Annotated in this window: 19 protein-coding genes; 11 read left to right on the plus strand and 8 right to left on the minus strand. The window is 33.6% G+C overall.

All coding sequences use genetic code 11. From position 1 onward, the window contains the following. The first annotated feature begins 29 nt into the window (after nt 1–29). Nucleotides 30–1,334 (plus strand): ribosome biogenesis GTPase Der, encoded by a 1,305-nt coding sequence (gene der, locus A8975_RS03750; RefSeq protein ID WP_131505876.1) that lies wholly within the window; start codon nt 30–32, stop codon nt 1,332–1,334. 11 nt (nt 1,335–1,345) lie between these two features. Here the strand turns inward: der and A8975_RS03755 are convergent, their stop codons facing one another. The 6 genes from A8975_RS03755 to A8975_RS03780 are packed head-to-tail and all read right to left on the minus strand — an operon-like array spanning nt 1,346 to nt 5,039. Continuing rightward, nucleotides 1,346–1,846, minus strand: coding sequence for a TPM domain-containing protein (locus A8975_RS03755; RefSeq protein WP_134198725.1), 501 nt, complete (start codon nt 1,844–1,846; stop codon nt 1,346–1,348). A gap of 2 nt (nt 1,847–1,848) precedes the next feature. Continuing rightward, nucleotides 1,849–2,682 carry a TPM domain-containing protein gene (locus tag A8975_RS03760; RefSeq protein WP_131505874.1) on the minus strand — a complete coding sequence of 278 codons (834 nt, stop codon included), beginning with the start codon at nt 2,680–2,682 and terminating at the stop codon, nt 1,849–1,851. Continuing rightward, nucleotides 2,682–3,119, minus strand: coding sequence for a TPM domain-containing protein (locus A8975_RS03765; protein WP_134198726.1), 438 nt, complete (start codon nt 3,117–3,119; stop codon nt 2,682–2,684). Before A8975_RS03765 ends, A8975_RS03760 begins: the two co-directional genes overlap by 1 nt. Next, nucleotides 3,119–3,721 (minus strand): LemA family protein, encoded by a 603-nt coding sequence (locus A8975_RS03770; protein WP_129759167.1) that lies wholly within the window; start codon nt 3,719–3,721, stop codon nt 3,119–3,121. The genes A8975_RS03765 and A8975_RS03770 overlap by 1 nt, the downstream gene beginning before the upstream one ends. Before the next feature lie 12 nt (nt 3,722–3,733). After that, complete coding sequence (locus A8975_RS03775; protein WP_131505871.1) at nt 3,734–4,063, minus strand: MerR family transcriptional regulator; 330 nt, start codon at nt 4,061–4,063, stop codon at nt 3,734–3,736. 4 nt (nt 4,064–4,067) lie between these two features. Continuing rightward, the gene (locus A8975_RS03780; RefSeq protein WP_129759165.1) at nt 4,068–5,039 is read right to left on the minus strand and encodes a M23 family metallopeptidase; all 972 of its coding nucleotides are present in this window, start codon (nt 5,037–5,039) and stop codon (nt 4,068–4,070) included. A 129-nt stretch (nt 5,040–5,168) separates the two neighbouring features. Here A8975_RS03780 and alaS point away from each other — a divergent pair, with 129 nt between their 5' ends. The 7 genes from alaS to A8975_RS03815 all read left to right on the plus strand — a co-directional run bounded on the left by alaS (nt 5,169) and on the right by A8975_RS03815 (nt 16,073). Further along, on the plus strand, nt 5,169–7,781 hold the full coding sequence (alaS, locus tag A8975_RS03785) for an alanine--tRNA ligase (protein WP_131505870.1): 2,613 nt from the start codon (nt 5,169–5,171) through the stop codon (nt 7,779–7,781). Nucleotides 7,782–7,812: 31 nt separating this feature from the next. Beyond that, nucleotides 7,813–8,763, plus strand: a complete 951-nt coding sequence (locus tag A8975_RS03790; protein ID WP_134198727.1) for a GSCFA domain-containing protein — start codon at nt 7,813–7,815, stop codon at nt 8,761–8,763. 79 nt (nt 8,764–8,842) lie between these two features. After that, the gene (locus A8975_RS03795; RefSeq protein ID WP_134198728.1) at nt 8,843–9,376 is read left to right on the plus strand and encodes a DUF6252 family protein; all 534 of its coding nucleotides are present in this window, start codon (nt 8,843–8,845) and stop codon (nt 9,374–9,376) included. 11 nt (nt 9,377–9,387) lie between these two features. After that, nucleotides 9,388–11,298, plus strand: a complete 1,911-nt coding sequence (locus A8975_RS03800; protein ID WP_134198729.1) for a PQQ-binding-like beta-propeller repeat protein — start codon at nt 9,388–9,390, stop codon at nt 11,296–11,298. A 203-nt stretch (nt 11,299–11,501) separates the two neighbouring features. After that, nucleotides 11,502–13,445, plus strand: coding sequence for a sensor histidine kinase (locus tag A8975_RS03805; protein WP_166667439.1), 1,944 nt, complete (start codon nt 11,502–11,504; stop codon nt 13,443–13,445). Between the two features lie 38 nt (nt 13,446–13,483). After that, the gene (locus tag A8975_RS03810) at nt 13,484–15,358 is read left to right on the plus strand and encodes a sensor histidine kinase (protein WP_134198731.1); all 1,875 of its coding nucleotides are present in this window, start codon (nt 13,484–13,486) and stop codon (nt 15,356–15,358) included. Nucleotides 15,359–15,422: 64 nt separating this feature from the next. After that, entirely contained in the window at nt 15,423–16,073 is a 651-nt protein-coding gene (locus tag A8975_RS03815) for a response regulator (RefSeq protein WP_134198732.1), read from the plus strand. Here A8975_RS03815 and coaD read toward each other — a convergent pair. Both coaD and A8975_RS03825 read right to left on the minus strand, forming a co-directional pair. Beyond that, entirely contained in the window at nt 16,066–16,521 is a 456-nt protein-coding gene (coaD, locus tag A8975_RS03820) for a pantetheine-phosphate adenylyltransferase (protein ID WP_129759157.1), read from the minus strand. The genes A8975_RS03815 and coaD overlap by 8 nt on opposite strands. Nucleotides 16,522–16,539: 18 nt before the next feature. Next, a complete protein-coding gene (locus A8975_RS03825) occupies nt 16,540–17,514 on the minus strand; it encodes a D-alanine--D-alanine ligase (protein WP_134198733.1) in 975 nt (324 codons plus the stop codon). A gap of 163 nt (nt 17,515–17,677) precedes the next feature. Between A8975_RS03825 and A8975_RS03830 the strand changes: the two genes are divergently transcribed. From A8975_RS03830 to A8975_RS03840, 3 genes are read left to right on the plus strand one after another with little or no spacing between them, the layout of a single operon-like run. Beyond that, complete coding sequence (locus tag A8975_RS03830; RefSeq protein ID WP_129759155.1) at nt 17,678–18,235, plus strand: PASTA domain-containing protein; 558 nt, start codon at nt 17,678–17,680, stop codon at nt 18,233–18,235. A 2-nt stretch (nt 18,236–18,237) separates the two neighbouring features. Then, nucleotides 18,238–19,275 carry an RluA family pseudouridine synthase gene (locus A8975_RS03835; protein ID WP_134198734.1) on the plus strand — a complete coding sequence of 346 codons (1,038 nt, stop codon included), beginning with the start codon at nt 18,238–18,240 and terminating at the stop codon, nt 19,273–19,275. Nucleotides 19,276–19,296: 21 nt separating this feature from the next. Further along, the gene (locus A8975_RS03840) at nt 19,297–19,659 is read left to right on the plus strand and encodes a VOC family protein (protein ID WP_134198735.1); all 363 of its coding nucleotides are present in this window, start codon (nt 19,297–19,299) and stop codon (nt 19,657–19,659) included. Nucleotides 19,660–19,731: the final 72 nt, after the last annotated feature.

Raw genomic sequence — 19,731 nt, forward strand, 5'->3', positions numbered from 1 at the left:
ATCTTTGCAGGCGCAAAAAAATAATCATAATGAGCAACATAGTAGCTATTGTAGGAAGACCAAATGTAGGAAAATCAACCTTCTTTAATCGTTTAATACAACGTAGAGAAGCCATTGTTGATGCTGTTAGTGGAGTTACCAGAGACCGTCATTATGGAAAAAGTGACTGGAACGGTAAAGAGTTTTCTCTTATCGACACAGGTGGTTATGTTATTGGTAGTGATGATGTTTTTGAAGCCGAAATTGATAAACAAGTAGAACTTGCTATTGATGAAGCTGATGCCATTATTTTTATGGTTGATGTAGAAACTGGTGTGACAGGAATGGACGAAGACGTTGCTAAACTTCTTCGTAAAGTTGAAAAACCAGTGTTTTTAGCTGTTAATAAAGTTGACAATGCTAAGCGTGCTGAAGATGCAGTAGAGTTTTATGCATTAGGTCTTGGAGAGTACTACACTATTGCAAGTATTAATGGTAGTGGAACAGGAGATTTGTTAGATGCTCTAGTTGAAGCCTTACCTGAAAAAGAAGAAGTAGAAGAAGAAGAGTTGCCACGATTTGCAGTTGTAGGTCGTCCCAATGCAGGGAAATCTTCTTTTATAAATGCTTTGATAGGTGAAGATAGATATATAGTTACTGATATTGCTGGTACTACAAGAGACTCCATTGATACAAAATATAATCGTTTTGGCTTTGAGTTCAATTTAGTAGACACCGCAGGAATACGTAAAAAATCTAAAGTAAAAGAAAACCTTGAGTTTTATTCAGTAATGCGAAGCGTTAGAGCTATTGAACATTGCGATGTGTGCTTATTGGTTTTAGATGCTACAAGAGGGTTTGATGGTCAAGTACAAAACATTTTTTGGCTAGCCGAACGTAACCGTAAAGGCATTGTTATTTTGGTGAACAAATGGGATTTGGTTGAAAAGGATAATAAAACAACCAGAGAGTTTGAAAAAATGATAAGACGAGAAACTGAACCTTTTGTTGATGTGCCAATTGTGTTTATTTCGGTATTGAACAAGCAACGTATTTTTAAAGCTATTGAAACAGCTGTTGAAGTTTATAAAAACAGAACAAAGCGTATAAAAACTAGTGTGCTTAATGAAGTATTATTGCCAATTATAGACCATAATCCACCACCAGCATATAAAGGTAAGTATGTAAAAATCAAATACATTATGCAATTGCCAACACCACAACCGCAATTTGCATTTTTCTGTAATTTACCTCAATATGTTAAAGAACCTTATAAGCGCTTTTTAGAAAATAAACTTAGGGAACATTTTGATTTTCATGGAGTTCCTGTAAGCGTTTATATGCGTAAGAAATAGCTGCTATTTTATTAATCCCATTTTTTTATAATTGAATCTAGAGCATTATTAATGCCTTGGTAGTAATTCTCTTTTTTAAAAAAGGGAAGCATTGAAGTATTAATAATATCTTGACAGATGGAATCTGTAAGTGTTTTTTCAGTTTCATAACCTGTTGCAATCGCTACTTGTTTTTGTGGTTTGCAAATAGCAATAATTAATCCGTTGTCCTTTTTGTATTGTCCAACTCCCCAATAATTTCCAATTTCAATAGCGTATTCCTGTATACTTAAATGATTCGGAACTATTGAGTCTATAGTGATAATTACTATTTGATTGGTAGTTGTAGATTCATAATCGGCTATTTTATGAGATAAAGCGTTTTCTTCTTCAAAAGAAAAAAGGTTTGAAAAGTCAGAAATAATATTCTGTTGTTCATTCTTGGGCAAATGTGAAAAAGGATTCTTCCTTTCTGGTTGATGTCCTTTGCACGAAATAAATATGATAAATAATAATACAATCGTCTTTTTCATAACTACCAACTTCCTGAGGCTCCACCACCTCCAAATCCGCCTCCACCGAAGCCACCACTAAAACCACCTCCACCAAAGCTTCCACCACCTGAGCTTCCGCCAAAAATACCTCCACCAGAACTTCTCCCGTAACTGCCTCGTCCCATATTACTTAAAATAATGGCTTCTAAAATATCTCTACTGTCTAAGTCTTTACCTTTGCCACCACTATTTCCGCCACCTTTACCACGACGATTACTAGAAATTGCTATTAAGAGCACAATAAACATCACAAACAAGACCACAAAAACACCAATAGGAAAACTATAGTCTTCTTTAGTAGATTCGGCTTTAAATTCACCGTTTAATACTTCAAAAATTGCGTCTGTTCCTTTGTCTAGTCCACTGTAAAAATTCCCTTTTTTAAATTCAGGAATCATGACTCTGTTTATAATACGTTCGGCTAAAATATCAGTAAGTCGATATTCCATACCGTAACCTGTATTAATATCTATTTGACGGTCGTCTTTAGCGAGTAAGATTAAAATTCCGTTATCCTCTTTAGCTTGTCCAATTCCCCATTTGTGTCCCCAATTTGCACCAACTAGCGTAATGTCATCTCCATTTAATGTGCTAATGATAGCAACTACTATTTGAGATGAAGTAGAATCGGCATATTTTATCAGTTTTTGCTCTAAATGGTCTTTTTGAGAGTTAGATAACAATCCAATATAGTCGTAAACGCTAGTTTGATCGCTACCTGTAGGTTTTTCAGGGATTTTAAATTGAGCAAATGAAAACTGAGTAGCAAAAAAGCATACAATCACAAAACATAATATGTAAACTCTATTGCGCATTAAATTTTTGATATTTCATTTGGGAGTTCATCAGTATCAAAATGATTCCAAGGAAAATGATGCTGTAATTGCTCTCCAGCAGTTAAAATACCATAGATTAATCCGTCCTTATAACGACCAGATTTAAAATGAGATTGGATAGTGTTTTTTGTGCTTTCCCAAAAGTCATTAGCCACAACATTATTAATGCCTTTATCTCCATAAATAGCAAACGACTTATCTTCTACAGCTACATAAATTAAAACACCATTTTGCAATTTGGTATTGTCCATTTTTAAATAATGAAACACTTCCATAGCACGTGCTTCGGCATTTCCATTATCGGATTTTTCTAAATGAACACGAATTTCACCCGAAGTTAAACGTTCAGCGTCTCGTATGGCTTTAATAACCTCTTGTTCTTCGGTTTGTGAAAGAAAATTTTCAACGGTAGACATTAATTGTCAGATTTGTAATCGTTTATGTCAATACCTTTTTCAGCGCCTTCGTCAGATTCAAAACGTTCTTTTTTCTCAAATCCAAAAAAGCCTGCGTATAGGTTGTTAGGAAACTGTCTTACTAAGTTATTGTAAGGTGTAATGGTTTCATTAAAACGGTCGCGTTCTACTTTAATTCGTTTTTCAACACGATCAAGACTGTTCATCAATTCCTTGTAGTTTTCATTAGCTTTTAAGTCTGGATAGCGCTCAAAAACAGCTAGTAACCTAGATAAAGCCGAGGTCATAGTGCTTTGCACTTCTTTAAACTGGGTGAGTTGCTCAGGAGTAATATTTGATGGGTCAATTTGTATGCTTGTGGCTTTAGAACGCGCATCAGTAACTATTTTAAAAGTTTCTTGCTCATATTCGGCATAGCGTTCGGCTACTTTCATTAAGTTAGGTATAAGGTCGCTTCTTAGTTGGTAAGCACTTTCTACCTTGGACCATTGCTCACCAATGTTTTCGTCAAGACTTATAGCTTCGTTGTAAAAACCTTTTCCTTTAGTGTACAAACCTATTGCGATTATTGCAACAATAATCCATGGTAACCATTTTTTCATGATAAGAGAGTTTTAAAGTTGTGATTTAATTTTGATTAGTTGCGCCTTTATAGCTTCTAATTTACTAATTATTTCAAAATTACTTAGCGATTTTTTCTTTTCTTCTTTAAGATGAGTTTTAGCGCCTTCAAGAGTAAATCCTCGTTCTTTTACCAAGTGGTAAATAAACTTTAGGTTTTTAATATCTTCTGGTGTGAATTTACGGTTGCCCTTTGCGTTCTTTTTAGGCTTTAGAATATCAAACTCTTTTTCCCAAAAACGAATCAATGATGCATTGACGTCAAAAGCTTTTGCAACTTCGCCAATGCCATAGTATCGTTTTTCTGGGAGTTCTATATGCATAAAATTAATCTAAAGATTGGTTTTCTAAAGAAGCTTTTTCTAGTAAGTCAGAGAATTCTTCAGCAGATAAATTTCCGTAATAAAAGTTAATAGGGTTGATGCGTTCACCATCCTTAAAAATCTCATAGTGTAAATGTGGAGCTTCCGAACGTCCTGTACTACCAACAAAACCTATTAAATCACCACGTTTAACCTTTTGGTTAGCACGCACATTGTAGTTGTATAAGTGCGCATAAAGGCTAACGTATCCGTAACCATGGTCTATTCTAATATGTTTACCATAACCAGTAGCTCTGTTGTCTGCTCTGGTAACAACACCATCTCCAGAAGCGTAAACAGGAGTTCCGCGAGGAGCTGTAAAATCCATACCAAAATGAAATTTTCTTACTTTAGTAAAAGGGTCAGTTCTATAACCATAACCTGATGCCATACGAGTTAATTCGGCATTGTTAACAGGCTGAATGGCAGGTATTGAGGCTAAAAACTTTTCTTTGTCTTTTGCTAAAGTTGCTATTTCGTCTAATGAGCGTGATTGCACAACAATTTGCTTTTGAAGAATGTCCATTCTTCGGTGGCTTTCAATAATTAATTTAGAGTTGTCAAATCCTTCTAAGTCTTTGTAACGGTTAATACCACCAAAACCAGCTTTTCGTTGTTCTTCAGGAATAGGGTTTGCTTCAAAATACAGTCGATAAATAGCATTGTCGCGCTCTTCAATATTGGCAAGTACATCTTGCGTTTCATCCATTTTTTTATTGAGCAACTGAAATTGTAGCTGCATATTAGAAAGCTCACGTTTTAAAGCCTTTTCTTTTGGAGATTCAATATATTGACTTGCGATAAACACAAATAAAAAACCAAACAAGGCAGAAGCTAATAAAAACAGTGAAATGTACTTAAATGTTCGTCTCTTCTTTCGTTCTATTTTTCTATACGAAAGTGTTTCAGAATCATAATAATATTTTACCTTACTCATTTCTTTATTTATACTATTTTTGCAATTGATAAAATCATTTCAATCAAATGAATTTTATTTGCAAACGACCAAAGATAAAAATTGTTTCGCAATTAATATAATTTTAACAAGAACGAGAATTAAACATACATGAAGTCTCAAGAGATACGCTCAAAATTTCTAAAGTTTTTTGAAGATAAAAAACATACTATTGTACCATCTGCACCAATGGTGTTAAAAGATGATCCAACTTTAATGTTTGTCAACTCTGGAATGGCACCTTTTAAAGAATATTTTTTAGGTAATGCCACACCAAAAAGCAATAGAATTGCTGATACTCAAAAATGCTTGCGTGTTTCTGGAAAGCACAACGATTTAGAAGAGGTTGGTTATGATACTTATCATCATACATTGTTTGAAATGTTGGGTAACTGGAGTTTTGGCGATTACTTTAAAAAAGAAGCGATTGCTTGGGCTTGGGAATTATTGACAGAGGTTTATAAAATAGACAAAGACATTTTATACGTAACTGTTTTTGAAGGAGACGAAGAAGATGGTACGCCATTAGATACCGAAGCCTACGATATTTGGAAACAGTACATTGCAGAAGACCGAATTTTAAAAGGCAATAAAAAAGATAATTTCTGGGAAATGGGAGATCAAGGTCCTTGTGGTCCTTGTAGTGAGATTCATGTTGATATTCGTTCTGCTGAAGAAAAAGCAAAGGTTTCTGGTAAGGATTTGGTGAATATGGATCATCCGCAAGTGGTTGAAATCTGGAACCTGGTTTTTATGCAATACAATCGTAAAGCTAATGGTTCTCTAGAAAACTTACCAAACAAACATATAGATACCGGAATGGGCTTTGAGCGTTTGTGTATGGTATTACAAAATGTGCAAAGTAACTATGATACTGATGTTTTTACACCGATAATTCGTGAAATTGAAACCATTGCAGATAAAGATTACGGTAAAAACGATAAGATAGATGTTGCCATTAGAGTTATCTCTGATCACGTTCGTGCAGTTGCATTTTCTATTGCTGACGGACAATTACCAAGTAATACAGGAGCTGGTTATGTAATTCGTAGAATTTTGCGTCGTGCTATTCGTTACGGATTTACGTTTTTAGATCAAAAAGAGCCGTTTATTTACCGTTTGGTGGATGTGCTTATCAAAAAAATGGGAGAAGCTTTCCCTGAATTAAAAGAGCAAAGACAACTTATCGAAAATGTTATAAAAGAAGAAGAAGCTTCTTTCTTAAGAACATTAGATCAAGGGTTATTATTGCTTGATAGAATTATAACACATTCTAACACCAAAGAAATTTCAGGAAATAAAGTTTTTGAACTTAAAGATACTTATGGTTTTCCAGAAGATTTAACCGATTTAATTCTTCGTGAAAACGGATTTACCTATAACCACGAAGAGTTTGATAAAAAACTAAAAGAGCAACAAGAACGTGGTAAGCAAGCTTCTCAATTAAAATCAGACGATTGGACAATTGTTCTTGAAGATGACGAGCAAGAGTTTATTGGTTATGATGTTACTGAAGCTAATGTTAAGCTTACCAAATACCGAAAAGTAACCTCAAAAAAGGATGGTGAAATGTACCAGCTGGTGTTTAATTTAACACCGTTTTATGCTGAAGGTGGTGGACAAGTTGGTGATAAAGGCTATCTAGAAGATGCTTCTGGTGATGTTGTATATATTGTTGATACCAAAAAGGAAAACAATGTTATTATTCATTTTGCAAAGAGTCTTCCTAAAAATGTACAAGGCACTTTTAAAGCAACTGTAGATGCAAAACAACGTTACAGAACGGAGTGTAACCATACTGCAACACACTTATTGCATCAGGCATTACGCGAGATTTTAGGAACACATGTTGAGCAAAAAGGTAGTGCGGTACATAGTAAGTATTTGCGTTTTGACTTTTCGCATTTTTCTAAACTAACCGTTGATGAATTGCGTGATGTAGAAAACTTTGTAAATGCTAGAATTGAAGGCAAATTACCATTGCAAGAACAACGCAATATTCCAATGCAACAAGCTATTGATGAAGGTGCAATGGCGTTGTTTGGAGAAAAATATGGCGATACTGTACGTACTATAAAATTCGGTAAATCTATAGAACTTTGTGGTGGAACTCACGTAAAAAACACTGCAGATATTTGGCATTTTAAAATTGTATCTGAAGGCGCAGTTGCTGCTGGAATTCGTCGTATTGAAGCTATCACAAACGATGCTGTAAAAGATTTCTATTTTGAAAACAATCGTGCGTATTTTGAAATGAAAGATTTACTTAATAATGCTAAAGAACCAGTAAAAGCATTACAGAATCTTCAAGAGGAAAATACAAACCTAAAAAAACAAATAGAGCAGCTTTTAAAAGATAAAGCTAAAAACCTAAAAGGTGAGCTTAAAAATGAATTGACCGAAGTTAATGGCATCACATTTCTAGCAAAACAAGTTGATTTAGATGCAGCAGGAATAAAAGATTTATGCTTTGAGCTAGGAAGTCAATATGATAACCTATTCCTACTTTTTGGTGCTGAAAACGATGGTAAGGCATTATTGTCTTGTTATATCTCAAAAGAATTGGTTGCTGAAAAAAGCTTGAATGCTGGACAAATTGTTAGAGAATTAGGGAAACACATCCAAGGTGGTGGAGGCGGACAACCGTTTTTTGCAACTGCAGGAGGAAAAAATCCTAGTGGTATAAAAGACGCTTTGGAAGCAGTGAAAAGTTATATCGCTTAAATTATCATTCTGTTTTTAAGCAGAATTCATTATGAAACTACAAACCCAAATACCGTTACAATCAGAGCCGAATAATCAAATAGATTATCATTCTAAAATAGCGCTGTTTGGGTCTTGTTTTGTTGAAAATATAGGAGAGAAGTTTAACTATTTTAAGCTTCAGAATTTTCAAAATCCATTAGGTATTTTATTTCATCCGCTAGCCATTGAAAGTTTGGTTGCTAATGCGATTAATTCTAAAACGTACACCGAAGAAGATATCTTTTTTCATAACGAACAATGGCATTGTTATGAAGCGCATTCCAAGTTAAGTAGTGATAATAAAGATGATTTGTTGCATGCATTGAACAATGCTGTTCAGTCAACAAATCAGCAAATACACCAAGCAACACATGTTATTGTTACATTAGGAACTGCTTGGGTTTATAGATATACAGCATCAGATGTTATTGTTGCCAATTGCCATAAAGTACCACAAAAACAATTTACAAAAGAGCTGCTAACGGTTGATGAAATTTCAGAATCATTACAAGCTATAGTTGCTTTAATAAAAAGCGTTAATCCAAAAGCGTCCGTAATTTTTACGGTGTCTCCTGTGCGACATATTAAAGATGGTTTTGTTGAGAACACGCAAAGTAAAGCGCATTTAGTTGCAGCTATTCATCAAGTTGTTGAACCAAGAAAGCAGCAGTATTATTTCCCTTCGTATGAAATTATGCTGGACGAACTTCGTGACTATCGTTTTTATAAAGCCGATATGTTGCATCCAAATGATATAGCAGTAAATTACATTTGGGAAAAATTCAAACAGGTTTGGATTTCAGAAAAGGCTCATAAAACATTAAACGAGGTTGATGTGATACAAAAAGGCCTTCAACACAGACCGTTTAATCCAAACTCTAATAGCCATAAGGCATTTCTTCAATCATTAAAAGACAAGCAAAACCAGTTGCAGCAGTCTTTTTCGCATATCGTATTTTAAATATACGACATATTACGTATTTCTTTCAGTTTCTTAAAGTTGCATTTTTGAATCAGTTATTAATTAAAAATATTCAACAATGAAAGATTTAAGAAAATTTATGGTATTAATCATGGTAACAGCCATGGTAGGATTAACTTCATGTTCAAGTGATGACGATGGCGGAAGTGGTGGAGGAGCTGCATCAGGAACTTTATCAGCAAAAATAGATGGTAGTTCTTGGCAGTCTTTAGAAATTTCTTCTTCTGCAACTGTTGCAAATAATGGTAATAACCTTATTATTATAGCAACTAATAGTGATGGTAAAGCATTTTCATTTTCAATTTGGGGATATGAAGGCGTAGGAACTTATGAATTTACAGGTGCTACTACAGTTTTTAATACTGCTTCATATTCTGAAACTGATGTAGACTTAAACAATCCACAGAACTCAACAACAGAGCTTTGGCAAGCACCTTATGATGATACGCTTGCAGGAACACTGTCTGTTTCTGAAGAAACTGAAACTAAAATAATTGGAACATTCGAATTTTCAGGTAAGAATGTTAATGGAGACCAATCTGTAAAAATGATTTCAGATGGTGCTTTTAATTTAAATAAGCAAGTGCAGTAATTGTTTTAGTTATGAAAACGCTATTAATTCAATTTAAGAGCTTAGTATTGGTTGCACTATTAGTTAGTGTAACCTTTGCTAATGCGCAAAAAGCAGAAGCACCAAGTCAAAGTTATGACTTAGGAGCTAAGATTAATGAAATGACATTGACTATTGGAGGTGTATTGGTAGTGGCGACAAATGATGGTTTGGTAGGGATAAAACCAACAGAAAGCCAACCAGTTTTTACCTTTAATAATTTTGGAAAGCTAAAACCAGAAGAGACTGATTTTATTCCAGGTTCACCATATATAGTCGTCTCTCAAGGAGCGACTTCGGGTTTTGCAGGATTGTCTAAAACCAAAAGAGCAGTGATAGATTATGTTCAAGGTAAAGTGATTTTCAATTCAGATGATGATAGCTGGAATCAAATTTATACTTGTAATGTTATGTTGCCACAAAACAAATTAGTAGTTAGTGGTATTCAGAAAATAGGCGATAAGTTTGAAAAAATGACTCCTAAAGTAGCAGTTTACGACCTTAACACTTCTAAGCTAGACTATAGTTTCTTTTTGGATAAACCAGGTAGAGTAGGAATTGCAAAAGACTTTAGTGTTACAGGAACGCCTTTGCTCTTAAAGAACTCTTTAATTATACCAACAGCACAAGGACTTATTGCTAAATCGCATTCAGGTGAAGATTTATGGCAAACTAAAATAAAAGGTGTTAATTGGATGGTTGCCGATGAAACTGAAAAAGAAATTTATGGTTTTGAAACTACTACAAATGGTAAAAACACCAGAATCCATAAAATTGGAAGTAATGGAGCTGAGCTTTGGGAAGATGATAGAAAAGTAAAAGGTATTGTTACAAACTTTGAAATTCTACCTCAAGGTCTAGCTGTAGTTAGTGATGTTGCAGGAGGCACAGGAGCTTTAGGTGCAAAATCAGAATCAAAAATAACCATGTTTAGTGCAGCTACAGGAGAAGATCTATGGGATAAAGCACCAAAAACAAAAGGATACGTTCAGCATTTTTACATAATGGAAGATGGTATTTTATTCGGAATAGAATCAGGAGGTATCAATAAAATTTCATTTGACGGCAAACCCCTTTTCAAAAAGCCTCTTAAAACAGGAGAAAATATTATGGTAATGGCACACACACCACAAGGGTTACTATATATTACAGGTGAAGACGCTAATATTGTGAATTTAGAAACAGGAGAAGAGGTTTGGGGTAAGCCGTTAAAATATAAAAGAGCAGCATCAGTAGCATCAACCTTTGATGCTAAAAATGACAGATATTTAATTGCTGCTGATGGAAAAATTATGGCTGTTGATGCAAATTCAGGAGAAGTTAGTGATCTTGCTAAGTGCGATTTTGAAGAAAAAGAAGATCCTAATCATATGGAAATAAGAGATACTGGTATCTTTTTGTCATCAAGTCAAAATATGACCTCTTTAGCATTTGACGGAAATGAAAATTATCATACTTACCATAAATCACCAGGAAGAAGCACTTTTGGTAAAATTGTAGGAGGTATTACAGCAGTAGCATCTACAGCAATGACAGTTTCTATGAGTATGAAAGCTGGTGCTAACAGAAGTGCTTTTGGTAGTGTAAATGACCTTGATAGCTATAACGATTATGGTAAAGAAGCTAAAAGAGCTGCCGATATGTTTGCTGGAATAGCAGGAGCTTCTTTTGACTATTTATCTACTAGATTTAAATCAACTGCAGCAACCGAAAATGCACAGTTTATTTTAACTAAATTAGATAATGGTGTTGGGTTAGTTAAAGTAAATAAAGACACTGGTAATACAGATAAAGAAATTGTTTTAAACGACAAAAAGCCTGAGTATGAGGTGGATGAATTTGGAGGTTTTCTTTTCTATAAAGCCAATGATAAAACGATTTATGCTTACAATCTTAATAATTAAATCTTGTTGTTGAGATTTCCTGATTGAGCGTAATTTTTGTAGGATTACGCTTAATCTTTTTTAATTGCTTCTTATCGAAAAAAAAGATGATGAACTTCAATATGTTATATATTCGTAATGCTATTAATCAATTTTTTAAAAAGGCGTCAGTCATATTATCTGGTAAGGACAGGTATTTTCTGATGCTTTTTTTATTGCCAAAAATGAGGATACTTTTAGTTACACTTCTATTCATATTTCAATCATCTTATACCTATTCACAAAACTTAGATAGCTTACTTACGGCTGCTAAAGAAATAAAGAATGATTCAGTAAGAATCAGGACGTATAACAAGATTGGATTTAGTTATATATTCAACGATTCTGATAAAGCACTTCAAGTCATTACCGAAGGGAAAACGCAAGCCAAAGAGAGTGGGTTTAATTTTGGTTTAGCCGAATTAACAAATACACATGGTATCTATATGGATGTCACAGGTAAATCTGATTCAGCTAAATATTATTTCACTAAAGCGTTAGATTTAAGTCAGGAGTACAACTTCAAAAATATTGAAGTCATGTGCATTAATAATTTAGGAATGTTTCATTGGAACAGAAGCGAGTATGATAACGCATTGAGGTTCTTTTTTGATGCTTTAAGAATGAATGATGCCATTGGCGATGAAAAACAAAGTCATACGTATCTTAACAATATAGGTCTTATATATCAAGAAATGAATCTTAATGAAAAGGCATTGAGTTATCATGAGAAGGCGTTAAAAATTCGAGAAGAGCATAACTTAGAGAATGACCAGATTACGTCATTAAATAACATTGGCATCAACCTAAAAGATTTAGGACGCATTGATGAAGCTATAATGACATATAAAAAAGGGTTAGTAATAGCAAAACGCACTAATAACCTTATAGAGTATTACAGGTTGTTAGATAACCTTGCAAATGCCTATAATGAAAATAATAACTATGATTTGGCTATCAAAACCTATTTACAAGCTTTGGATAAGCCTGAAGGTTTTGAGTCTGATGAAGCGTCTGAATTATCAACATACTCCAATTTAACAGCGTTGTATAATGAAATTAATGAACCACAAACCGCTTTGGGTTATGCTGAAAAAGGATTTAAACTGATTCAGAAATATCCTCAAATAAAAGCCAATTCAGGAGATCTTAACTTAAATACAGCAGAGAGTTATTACATGCTTCGAAATTTTAAAAAAGCACGAGAGCACACTCATAAATTTAGAATTTTAAAAGACTCTATTTTTTCTGAAAAGAATGCGCAAGCTATTGCTGATCTTGAAGTGAAATATGACACCGAAAAAAAGGAAAAAGAAATACTGATACAACGTGCTGAACTTGCTGAGCATAAACTAACTATTCAAAAACAAAACTATCAACTTTATGGAGTGGTTTGCTTAGCAATAGTTTTAGGGTTGATAGGATACTTATTTTTCAATCAGCAAAAACTTAAAAACAAGCAGCTAAAAAAAGAAAATGAACTCAAAGATGCGTTGATAAAAATTGAAACTCAAAATAAGCTACAAGAACAACGCTTGAGAATTTCAAGAGATTTGCATGATAATATTGGTGCGCAGCTTACCTTTATAATTTCTTCTATAGACAATCTTAAGTATGGTTTTGATATTAAAGATGAAACCCTAAACAAACGACTAGAAAGCATTAGCAATTTCACCTCAGAAACCATCTATGAGTTGCGCGATACTATTTGGGCAATGAATAAGGAAGAGATAACAATTGAAGACCTTATTTTACGAATTACAAATTACAAGGATAAAGCAAGATTTGCGTCGCAGGAAATAGAGTTCAATATTAATGTTTCTAATAAAGTTGATATTGAAAAGTCGTTTTCTTCGGTAACAGGAATAGGAATCCATAGAGTTGTTCAAGAAGCTGTACATAATGCGATAAAACATGCTAAGGCAACTAAAATTGAAATTAGTATAGACAAACCTAAGAACTACAAACTATCAATAATTGATAACGGAAAAGGTTTTGATCTCAACACTATCGAAAAAGGAAACGGTTTAACAAACATGAAAAAGCGTGTCAATGATTTAGGAGGTGAGTTTTCAATTGATTCTAAATTAAATGAAGGCACAATAATATCACTTACGTTCCCAAATTAATTTCTAACTTTAAACAAATCAACCAACTACTTTTTAATATGAAAACATTTTGGCTGACAGTTTTTGGTATTCTTTATTTTTCTATTGGTTTTTCTCAAAACAATGTAGCGGTACTTAATGACTCAGCAATGGATATTTATAAAACCAATCCTCAAAAGTCAATTGAGTTATTGGAAAAGGCATTGTCAATTTCTAAAAAAAATAAAGTAGTTAACAGCATTGCACAAAGCAAAAATAATTTAGGAATTGTTAAACGAGATTTAGGATTATTCACTGAAGCTAAATTGCTGTCAACTGCTGCTTTGGAAACATCAACAGATTCTATAATCATTGCTTCAGCCTATAATAATGTTGGTGCGTGTAATCGTAATTTAGGATTGTATGAAGATGCTTTAGCGGCTTACGTAGAAGCGCTTAAAATCTACGATGCTAAAAGCATGGATTCGCATAGAGCAACTGTAACAAACAATATAGGAACAGTATATAGCTACCTTGGAATGAACCAACAAGCTATTGAAAATCATCTTAAAGCCAAAGATATTTTTGAGGCTGAAGACAATAAAAAAGGAATGTCTGAAGTCTACAATAGTATTGCTATTATTTATGCTAATGATGGTGACTTGCTAAAATCACTTGATTATTTTAAAGCCTCCTTAAAGCTTGAAGAAGACTTGAACAGTCAAAAAGGAATTGCGGAATCCACCAACAATGTTGGAGCAGTATATTATTATTTAGAAGAAATAGACTCTGCTTTATTGTATTTTAATAAATCAGTAAAGGCAGAGCGTGCTATAGGCAACCAAACTGGAATTGGTGCTACTTACAATAATATTGCTGATGTGTTGATTGAAAACAATCGTTTGGAAGAAGCCAAAGTGTATCTAGATAGTGGTTACTATTATACCAGAAAAGCAAAATCGGCAACAGATATAGAAACAGCGTTACACAATTACTCTCAATATTACGAAGCTAAAAACCAGCCTCAAAAAGCCTTAGAGTATTACAAAAGTTTCACTTTGTTTAGAGACAGTATTTTAAATATTGAAACCAATGGTAAGGTTGCCGAATTGGAAATTCAATATCAAACTGAAAAGAAAGAAAAAGAAATCTTGTCGCAACGTGCTGATTTAGCCGAAAAAGAACTCGATTTAAGTAAAAAGAACAACTACATTTTAGGTTTAGTAGCATTGGCAATTGTACTCTCGCTTTTGGGTTACTTAGTGTATAGTCAACAAAAGATAAAAAACCGACAGTTGCTTCGCGAAAATCAGCTTAAAGATGCTTTGGCAAAAATTGAAACTCAAAGTAAGCTTCAAGACCAAAGACTACGAATTTCAAGAGATTTACACGATAACATTGGAGCGCAATTAACGTTTATCATTTCATCTTTAGATAATTTAAAATACGGATTTAAACTCCCAGAAAAGTTAGGCGATAAGCTTAAAAGTATAAGCACATTCACCTCATCAACCATTTATGAGTTACGCGATACTATTTGGGCAATGAATAAAAATGAAATATCTATTGAAGATTTACAATCTAGAATTTCAAATTTTATTGATAAAGCACATATCGCTTCAGAAGGTATTGAATTCAATTTCAAAAAAGGAGAACAGATTAATGATGACTTACAGTTTACTTCTGTTGAGGGAATGAACATTTATCGTATTATTCAAGAGGCGGTTAATAATGCTATAAAATATGCTGAAGCGACTAAAATAACGGTTGAGGTAAATCAGGTAGATGATAAACTTTTAGTTCAAGTTTCTGATAACGGAAAAGGGTTTGATGCTCAAAAAGTTGAACTTGGTAACGGACTCAATAATATGAAAAAACGCGCTCATGAAATTGATGGAGAGTTAACAGTAACCTCTGCAGAAGGTAACGGAACAACAGTTAAGTTACAAATGTAATATACGTCATGTATCGTATAGGTGAAATTCAATACGTTTACTATTTTTATAAAAATACCAGCTAATGAACATTAAAATAGCCATAGTTGACGACAACACATTTTTAATAAATGCAGTAAAAGAAAAGCTGTCTTTTTTTGAGGACTTGAATTTTAAATTTTCAGCAATGAATGGTTCTGATTTATTATCTAAATTGGAAAGCAATCACAATCTTGATTTAATCCTTATGGATATTGAAATGCCAGTGCTTAATGGTATTGAAACTACTGAAATAGTGAAGCAAAAATATCCTCATATAAAAATCATTATGCTTACTGTTTTTGATAATGATGAAAACATTTTCAATGCTATAAAAGCAGGAGCTGATGGCTATTTGCTAAAAGAAATTAATGCTAAAGATTTACATAGTGGTATTCTTGAAACATTAAATGGAGGCGCAGCTATGAATCCTTCAATAGCATTAAAAACCTTGAAATTACTTCGAAATCCTATGAGTATTGAAAACGAAAAGGATAAAGAAGATATTAAACTTACTGCAAGAGAGACTGAAGTATTAGAGCACTTGAGCAAAGGATTAAATTACGTGCAAATTGCTGAAAACTTAATTCTTTCAACAGGCACAGTAAGAAAGCATATTGAAAATATTTACAAAAAGCTACAAGTGCATAATAAACTTGAAGCGGTACAAAAAGCAAAGAAAAATAACCTTATTTAATGTTTACACTATCAGGAACTAAAACAGTGTAATCACCATTATTGCGAATAACATCTCTAACAATTGAAGACGAAATAAACGATGTTTTTGCAGCAGTAAGCAAGAAAACAGTTTCAATTTTAGAAAGTTTACGGTTGGTATGTGCTATAGCTTTTTCAAACTCAAAATCAGCAGGATTACGTAAGCCACGTAAAATAAATTGAGCATCAATCTTTTTACAGAATTCTATAGTTAAACCTTCATAAGTTACTACAGACACTTTAGGTTCGTCTTTAAACGCATTTTCAATAAAGGCTTTACGTTCTTCAAGAGAAAACATATAGTTTTTATCAGCATTAATACCAATAGCTACAACTACTTCATCAAAAAGCTTTACACCACGTTTAATAATATCGTAATGTCCTAAAGTAATTGGGTCAAAAGACCCTGGAAAGATTGCGCGTTTCATAATGTAAAATTACAGATTTTATTTCAAAGCCTCTTCAATAGCATTTTCAAAAAGAGCGCTTAAGCTTATTCCTGCTGTTGCAGCTTGCTGAGGTAATATGCTGGCTTTAGTTAAACCAGGTACTGTGTTAACTTCTAAAAGATGAGGTTCTCCATCTTTAAAAATATATTCGCTTCGGCTAAACCCTTTTAGCTTCAAAATGGTATACACCTGTTTAGCAACAGTGTTTACCTTTTCTTCTTGTGATTTACTTAATCTGGCAGGAGTTATTTCTTGCGATTCACCCAAATATTTTGCTTTGTAATCAAAAAAATCATTGTTGCTCACAATTTCGGTAATCGGTAAAACGGTTACTTCTCCTTTGTAAGTAATCACACCAACCGAAACTTCAGTGCCATCTAAAAACGATTCAATAATTACTTCGTCATCTTCTTTAAAAGCTACATCAAGAGCGGTTTTTATGTCTTCTTTGTTATAGACTTTAGTGATTCCAAAACTACTACCAGCTTTATTGGCTTTTACAAAACAAGGTAACCCAACTTTGTTGACAATGTCGTTTTCATTAACTGCATCTCCTTGGTTGAGGTAATAGGAGGTTGCGGTTTTAATTCCGTAAGGTTTTAAGGTGCTTAAACAGTCACGTTTGTTAAATGTTAATGCGGCTTGATACATACCACAACTAGTATGCGGAATGTTTAACAGCTCAAGATATCCTTGCATGTAGCCATCTTCACCAGGAGTACCATGAATAGCATTAAACACACAATCAAAAGTTATTTTCTTGCCTTCAAGAGTAATCGAAAAGTCATTTCTGTCAATAGGAAATTCTACATCATTGTCATTAACATAAACCCATTTGTGCTTAAAAATATGTATTCTGTAAGCGTTGTATTTTGAAGTGTCTAGAGTTTCATAAACCACTTGACCGCTTTTTAAGGATATTTCATACTCGCTAGAATATCCTCCCATTATAATGGCAATATTTTTTTTCATATAAAGTCCTGTGTTCACAGGAATTGCTGTTAATTAATAATCACTCGATAATCCGAAACAAACAATAAAACGTAACTAATAATAGTTAAGCTAAAATAGCACATTAAAGCAAAAGAAAAAACCTTTGAGTTTTTATATATTTGTCATAATCTAATTTCCATTTATGAGTTTAGTAAAGTTTCTTACCAGCAAAGCATTTTTAAAACAAATTGCACTGGCTATCGTTGCTCTTGTAGTATTATCGTTTTTAATATTACAATGGTTGAAAAGTTACACCAACCATGGTGAGTTTGTAGAAGTGCCAGATTTAAAAGGTAAGACTTTAGAAACCGTTCAAATAGAATTAGGTGATAATGACTTGCAAATGGAAATTCAGGATTCGGCTAACTACAATCCTAATTATCCTAAATATTCAGTTATTGAGCAATATCCTTTAGCAGGAACTCAGGTTAAAGAAAACCGAAAAATCTATCTTATTTTAAATCCATCAGGTTATCGTAAGGTTGCAGTCCCAAATATTGTAAGACGTACTTTTAGACAAGCCAAACCAACTCTAGAAGCATTAGGGTTTGAAGTAGGAAAAATCACTTATGTTGACGACCTTGGTAAAGATGAGGTGATTGCTGTAAAATATGAAGGAGAAACTCTTAAAGCTGGAGATTTATTACCACTAACCACAAAAATTGATTTGGTTTTAGGTAATGGTAACCGATCAAACTAAACATGGCAGATCACGATACTTCAATAGACGACAATGATGATGAGTTGTACGAACATTATTCGTTTACCGCTGAAAAAGGTCAGCAACCACTTCGTATAGATAAATATTTAATGAATTTTATTGAAAACGCAACACGTAATAAAATTCAAACTGCTGCAAAAAACGGAAGTATTTACGTTAATGATACTCCTGTAAAGCAAAATTACAAGGTAAAACCATTTGATAAAATTAGAGTACTTTTTGAGCATCCTCCTTATGAGTATTTGTTAACGCCTGAGAATATTCCGTTGGATATTGTTTATGAAGATGACGAGCTATTGGTAGTTAATAAACCAGCAGGAATGGTTGTGCATCCTGGTCATGGTAACTATTCAGGGACTTTAATAAACGCTTTAACCTATCATTTTGATAATTTACCAAACAATTCTAGTAATCGTCCTGGATTAGTGCATCGTATCGATAAAGATACTAGCGGACTTCTAGTGGTTGCAAAAACTGAAGAGGCTATGACGCATTTGTCTAAGCAGTTTTTTGATAAAACCAGTGAGCGCGAATATGTGGCTTTGGTTTGGGGAAATGTAGATGAAGATTCAGGTACTGTAGAAGGTAATATTGGTCGTCATCCAAAAAACAGACTGCAAAACACCGTTTTTGAGGGAGATGATGCCGATAAAGGCAAGCCAGCAGTAACTCATTATAAAGTAATTGAGCGTTTAGGCTATGTAACTTTGGTGTCTTGTAAGTTAGAAACTGGGCGTACACACCAAATTCGAGTGCACATGAAACACATTGGACATACACTGTTTAATGACGAACGTTATGGTGGCGAAAAAATACTAAAAGGAACAACTTTCAATAAGTACAAGCAGTTTGTGGAGAACTGTTTTAAAGTATTGCCACGACAAGCGCTACATGCTAAAACACTTGGCTTTGAGCATCCTAAAACTGGCGAGTTTTTACGTTTTAATACCGAAATTCCTGAAGACATGCAGCAGTGTGTTGAAAAATGGCGTAACTACTCCAAGCATCAAGAATTATAATAACCAATAATTTAGCACAGTATGACTTTTAAAAGTTTGGTTCCAATGCTTTACACTGAGCAAATTGAAGAAACCATTGCGTTTTACACTACACATTTAGGGTTTACTTGTGGTGAAAAAAATGACGATTGGAATTGGGCTGCCATACATAGAGATGAAGTTGAGTTTATGTTGGCAAAACCCAATGCACATATTTCCTTTACTAAACCACAGTTTACTGGTTCATTTTATATAAAAGTAGATGATGTAGATGCGCTTTGGCATCAACTTAAAGACAAAGTAACCCTTTGCTATCCAATAGAAAATTTTGAATGGAATATGCGAGAGTTTGCCATCTATGATAACAATGGCTATGTCATTCAGATAGGAGAGGAGTTATCATAATTTTTGTCAATAGTTTTATTGAAAAGAATAAAACCTAAAGTTGATTTTATAATTAGGTAATTGTAACTTTGA

Source organism: Meridianimaribacter flavus (assembly GCF_004366715.1).
GTDB lineage: Bacteria > Bacteroidota > Bacteroidia > Flavobacteriales > Flavobacteriaceae > Gaetbulibacter_B > Gaetbulibacter_B jejuensis.

Coding starts and splice junctions, on each gene's coding strand:
- A8975_RS03765 (WP_134198726.1), bottom strand. CDS start 3,119: ATGTCTACCGTTGAAAATTTTCTTTCACAAACCGAAGAACAAGAGGTT.
- A8975_RS03780 (WP_129759165.1), bottom strand. CDS start 5,039: ATGAGTAAGGTAAAATATTATTATGATTCTGAAACACTTTCGTATAGA.
- A8975_RS03770 (WP_129759167.1), bottom strand. CDS start 3,721: ATGAAAAAATGGTTACCATGGATTATTGTTGCAATAATCGCAATAGGT.
- A8975_RS03815 (WP_134198732.1), top strand. CDS start 15,423: ATGAACATTAAAATAGCCATAGTTGACGACAACACATTTTTAATAAAT.
- A8975_RS03795 (WP_134198728.1), top strand. CDS start 8,843: ATGAAAGATTTAAGAAAATTTATGGTATTAATCATGGTAACAGCCATG.
- A8975_RS03755 (WP_134198725.1), bottom strand. CDS start 1,846: ATGAAAAAGACGATTGTATTATTATTTATCATATTTATTTCGTGCAAA.
- alaS (WP_131505870.1), top strand. CDS start 5,169: ATGAAGTCTCAAGAGATACGCTCAAAATTTCTAAAGTTTTTTGAAGAT.
- A8975_RS03760 (WP_131505874.1), bottom strand. CDS start 2,682: ATGCGCAATAGAGTTTACATATTATGTTTTGTGATTGTATGCTTTTTT.
- A8975_RS03800 (WP_134198729.1), top strand. CDS start 9,388: ATGAAAACGCTATTAATTCAATTTAAGAGCTTAGTATTGGTTGCACTA.
- A8975_RS03775 (WP_131505871.1), bottom strand. CDS start 4,063: ATGCATATAGAACTCCCAGAAAAACGATACTATGGCATTGGCGAAGTT.
- A8975_RS03810 (WP_134198731.1), top strand. CDS start 13,484: ATGAAAACATTTTGGCTGACAGTTTTTGGTATTCTTTATTTTTCTATT.
- A8975_RS03825 (WP_134198733.1), bottom strand. CDS start 17,514: ATGAAAAAAAATATTGCCATTATAATGGGAGGATATTCTAGCGAGTAT.
- coaD (WP_129759157.1), bottom strand. CDS start 16,521: ATGAAACGCGCAATCTTTCCAGGGTCTTTTGACCCAATTACTTTAGGA.
- A8975_RS03830 (WP_129759155.1), top strand. CDS start 17,678: ATGAGTTTAGTAAAGTTTCTTACCAGCAAAGCATTTTTAAAACAAATT.
- der (WP_131505876.1), top strand. CDS start 30: ATGAGCAACATAGTAGCTATTGTAGGAAGACCAAATGTAGGAAAATCA.
- A8975_RS03835 (WP_134198734.1), top strand. CDS start 18,238: ATGGCAGATCACGATACTTCAATAGACGACAATGATGATGAGTTGTAC.
- A8975_RS03805 (WP_166667439.1), top strand. CDS start 11,502: ATGAGGATACTTTTAGTTACACTTCTATTCATATTTCAATCATCTTAT.
- A8975_RS03840 (WP_134198735.1), top strand. CDS start 19,297: ATGACTTTTAAAAGTTTGGTTCCAATGCTTTACACTGAGCAAATTGAA.
- A8975_RS03790 (WP_134198727.1), top strand. CDS start 7,813: ATGAAACTACAAACCCAAATACCGTTACAATCAGAGCCGAATAATCAA.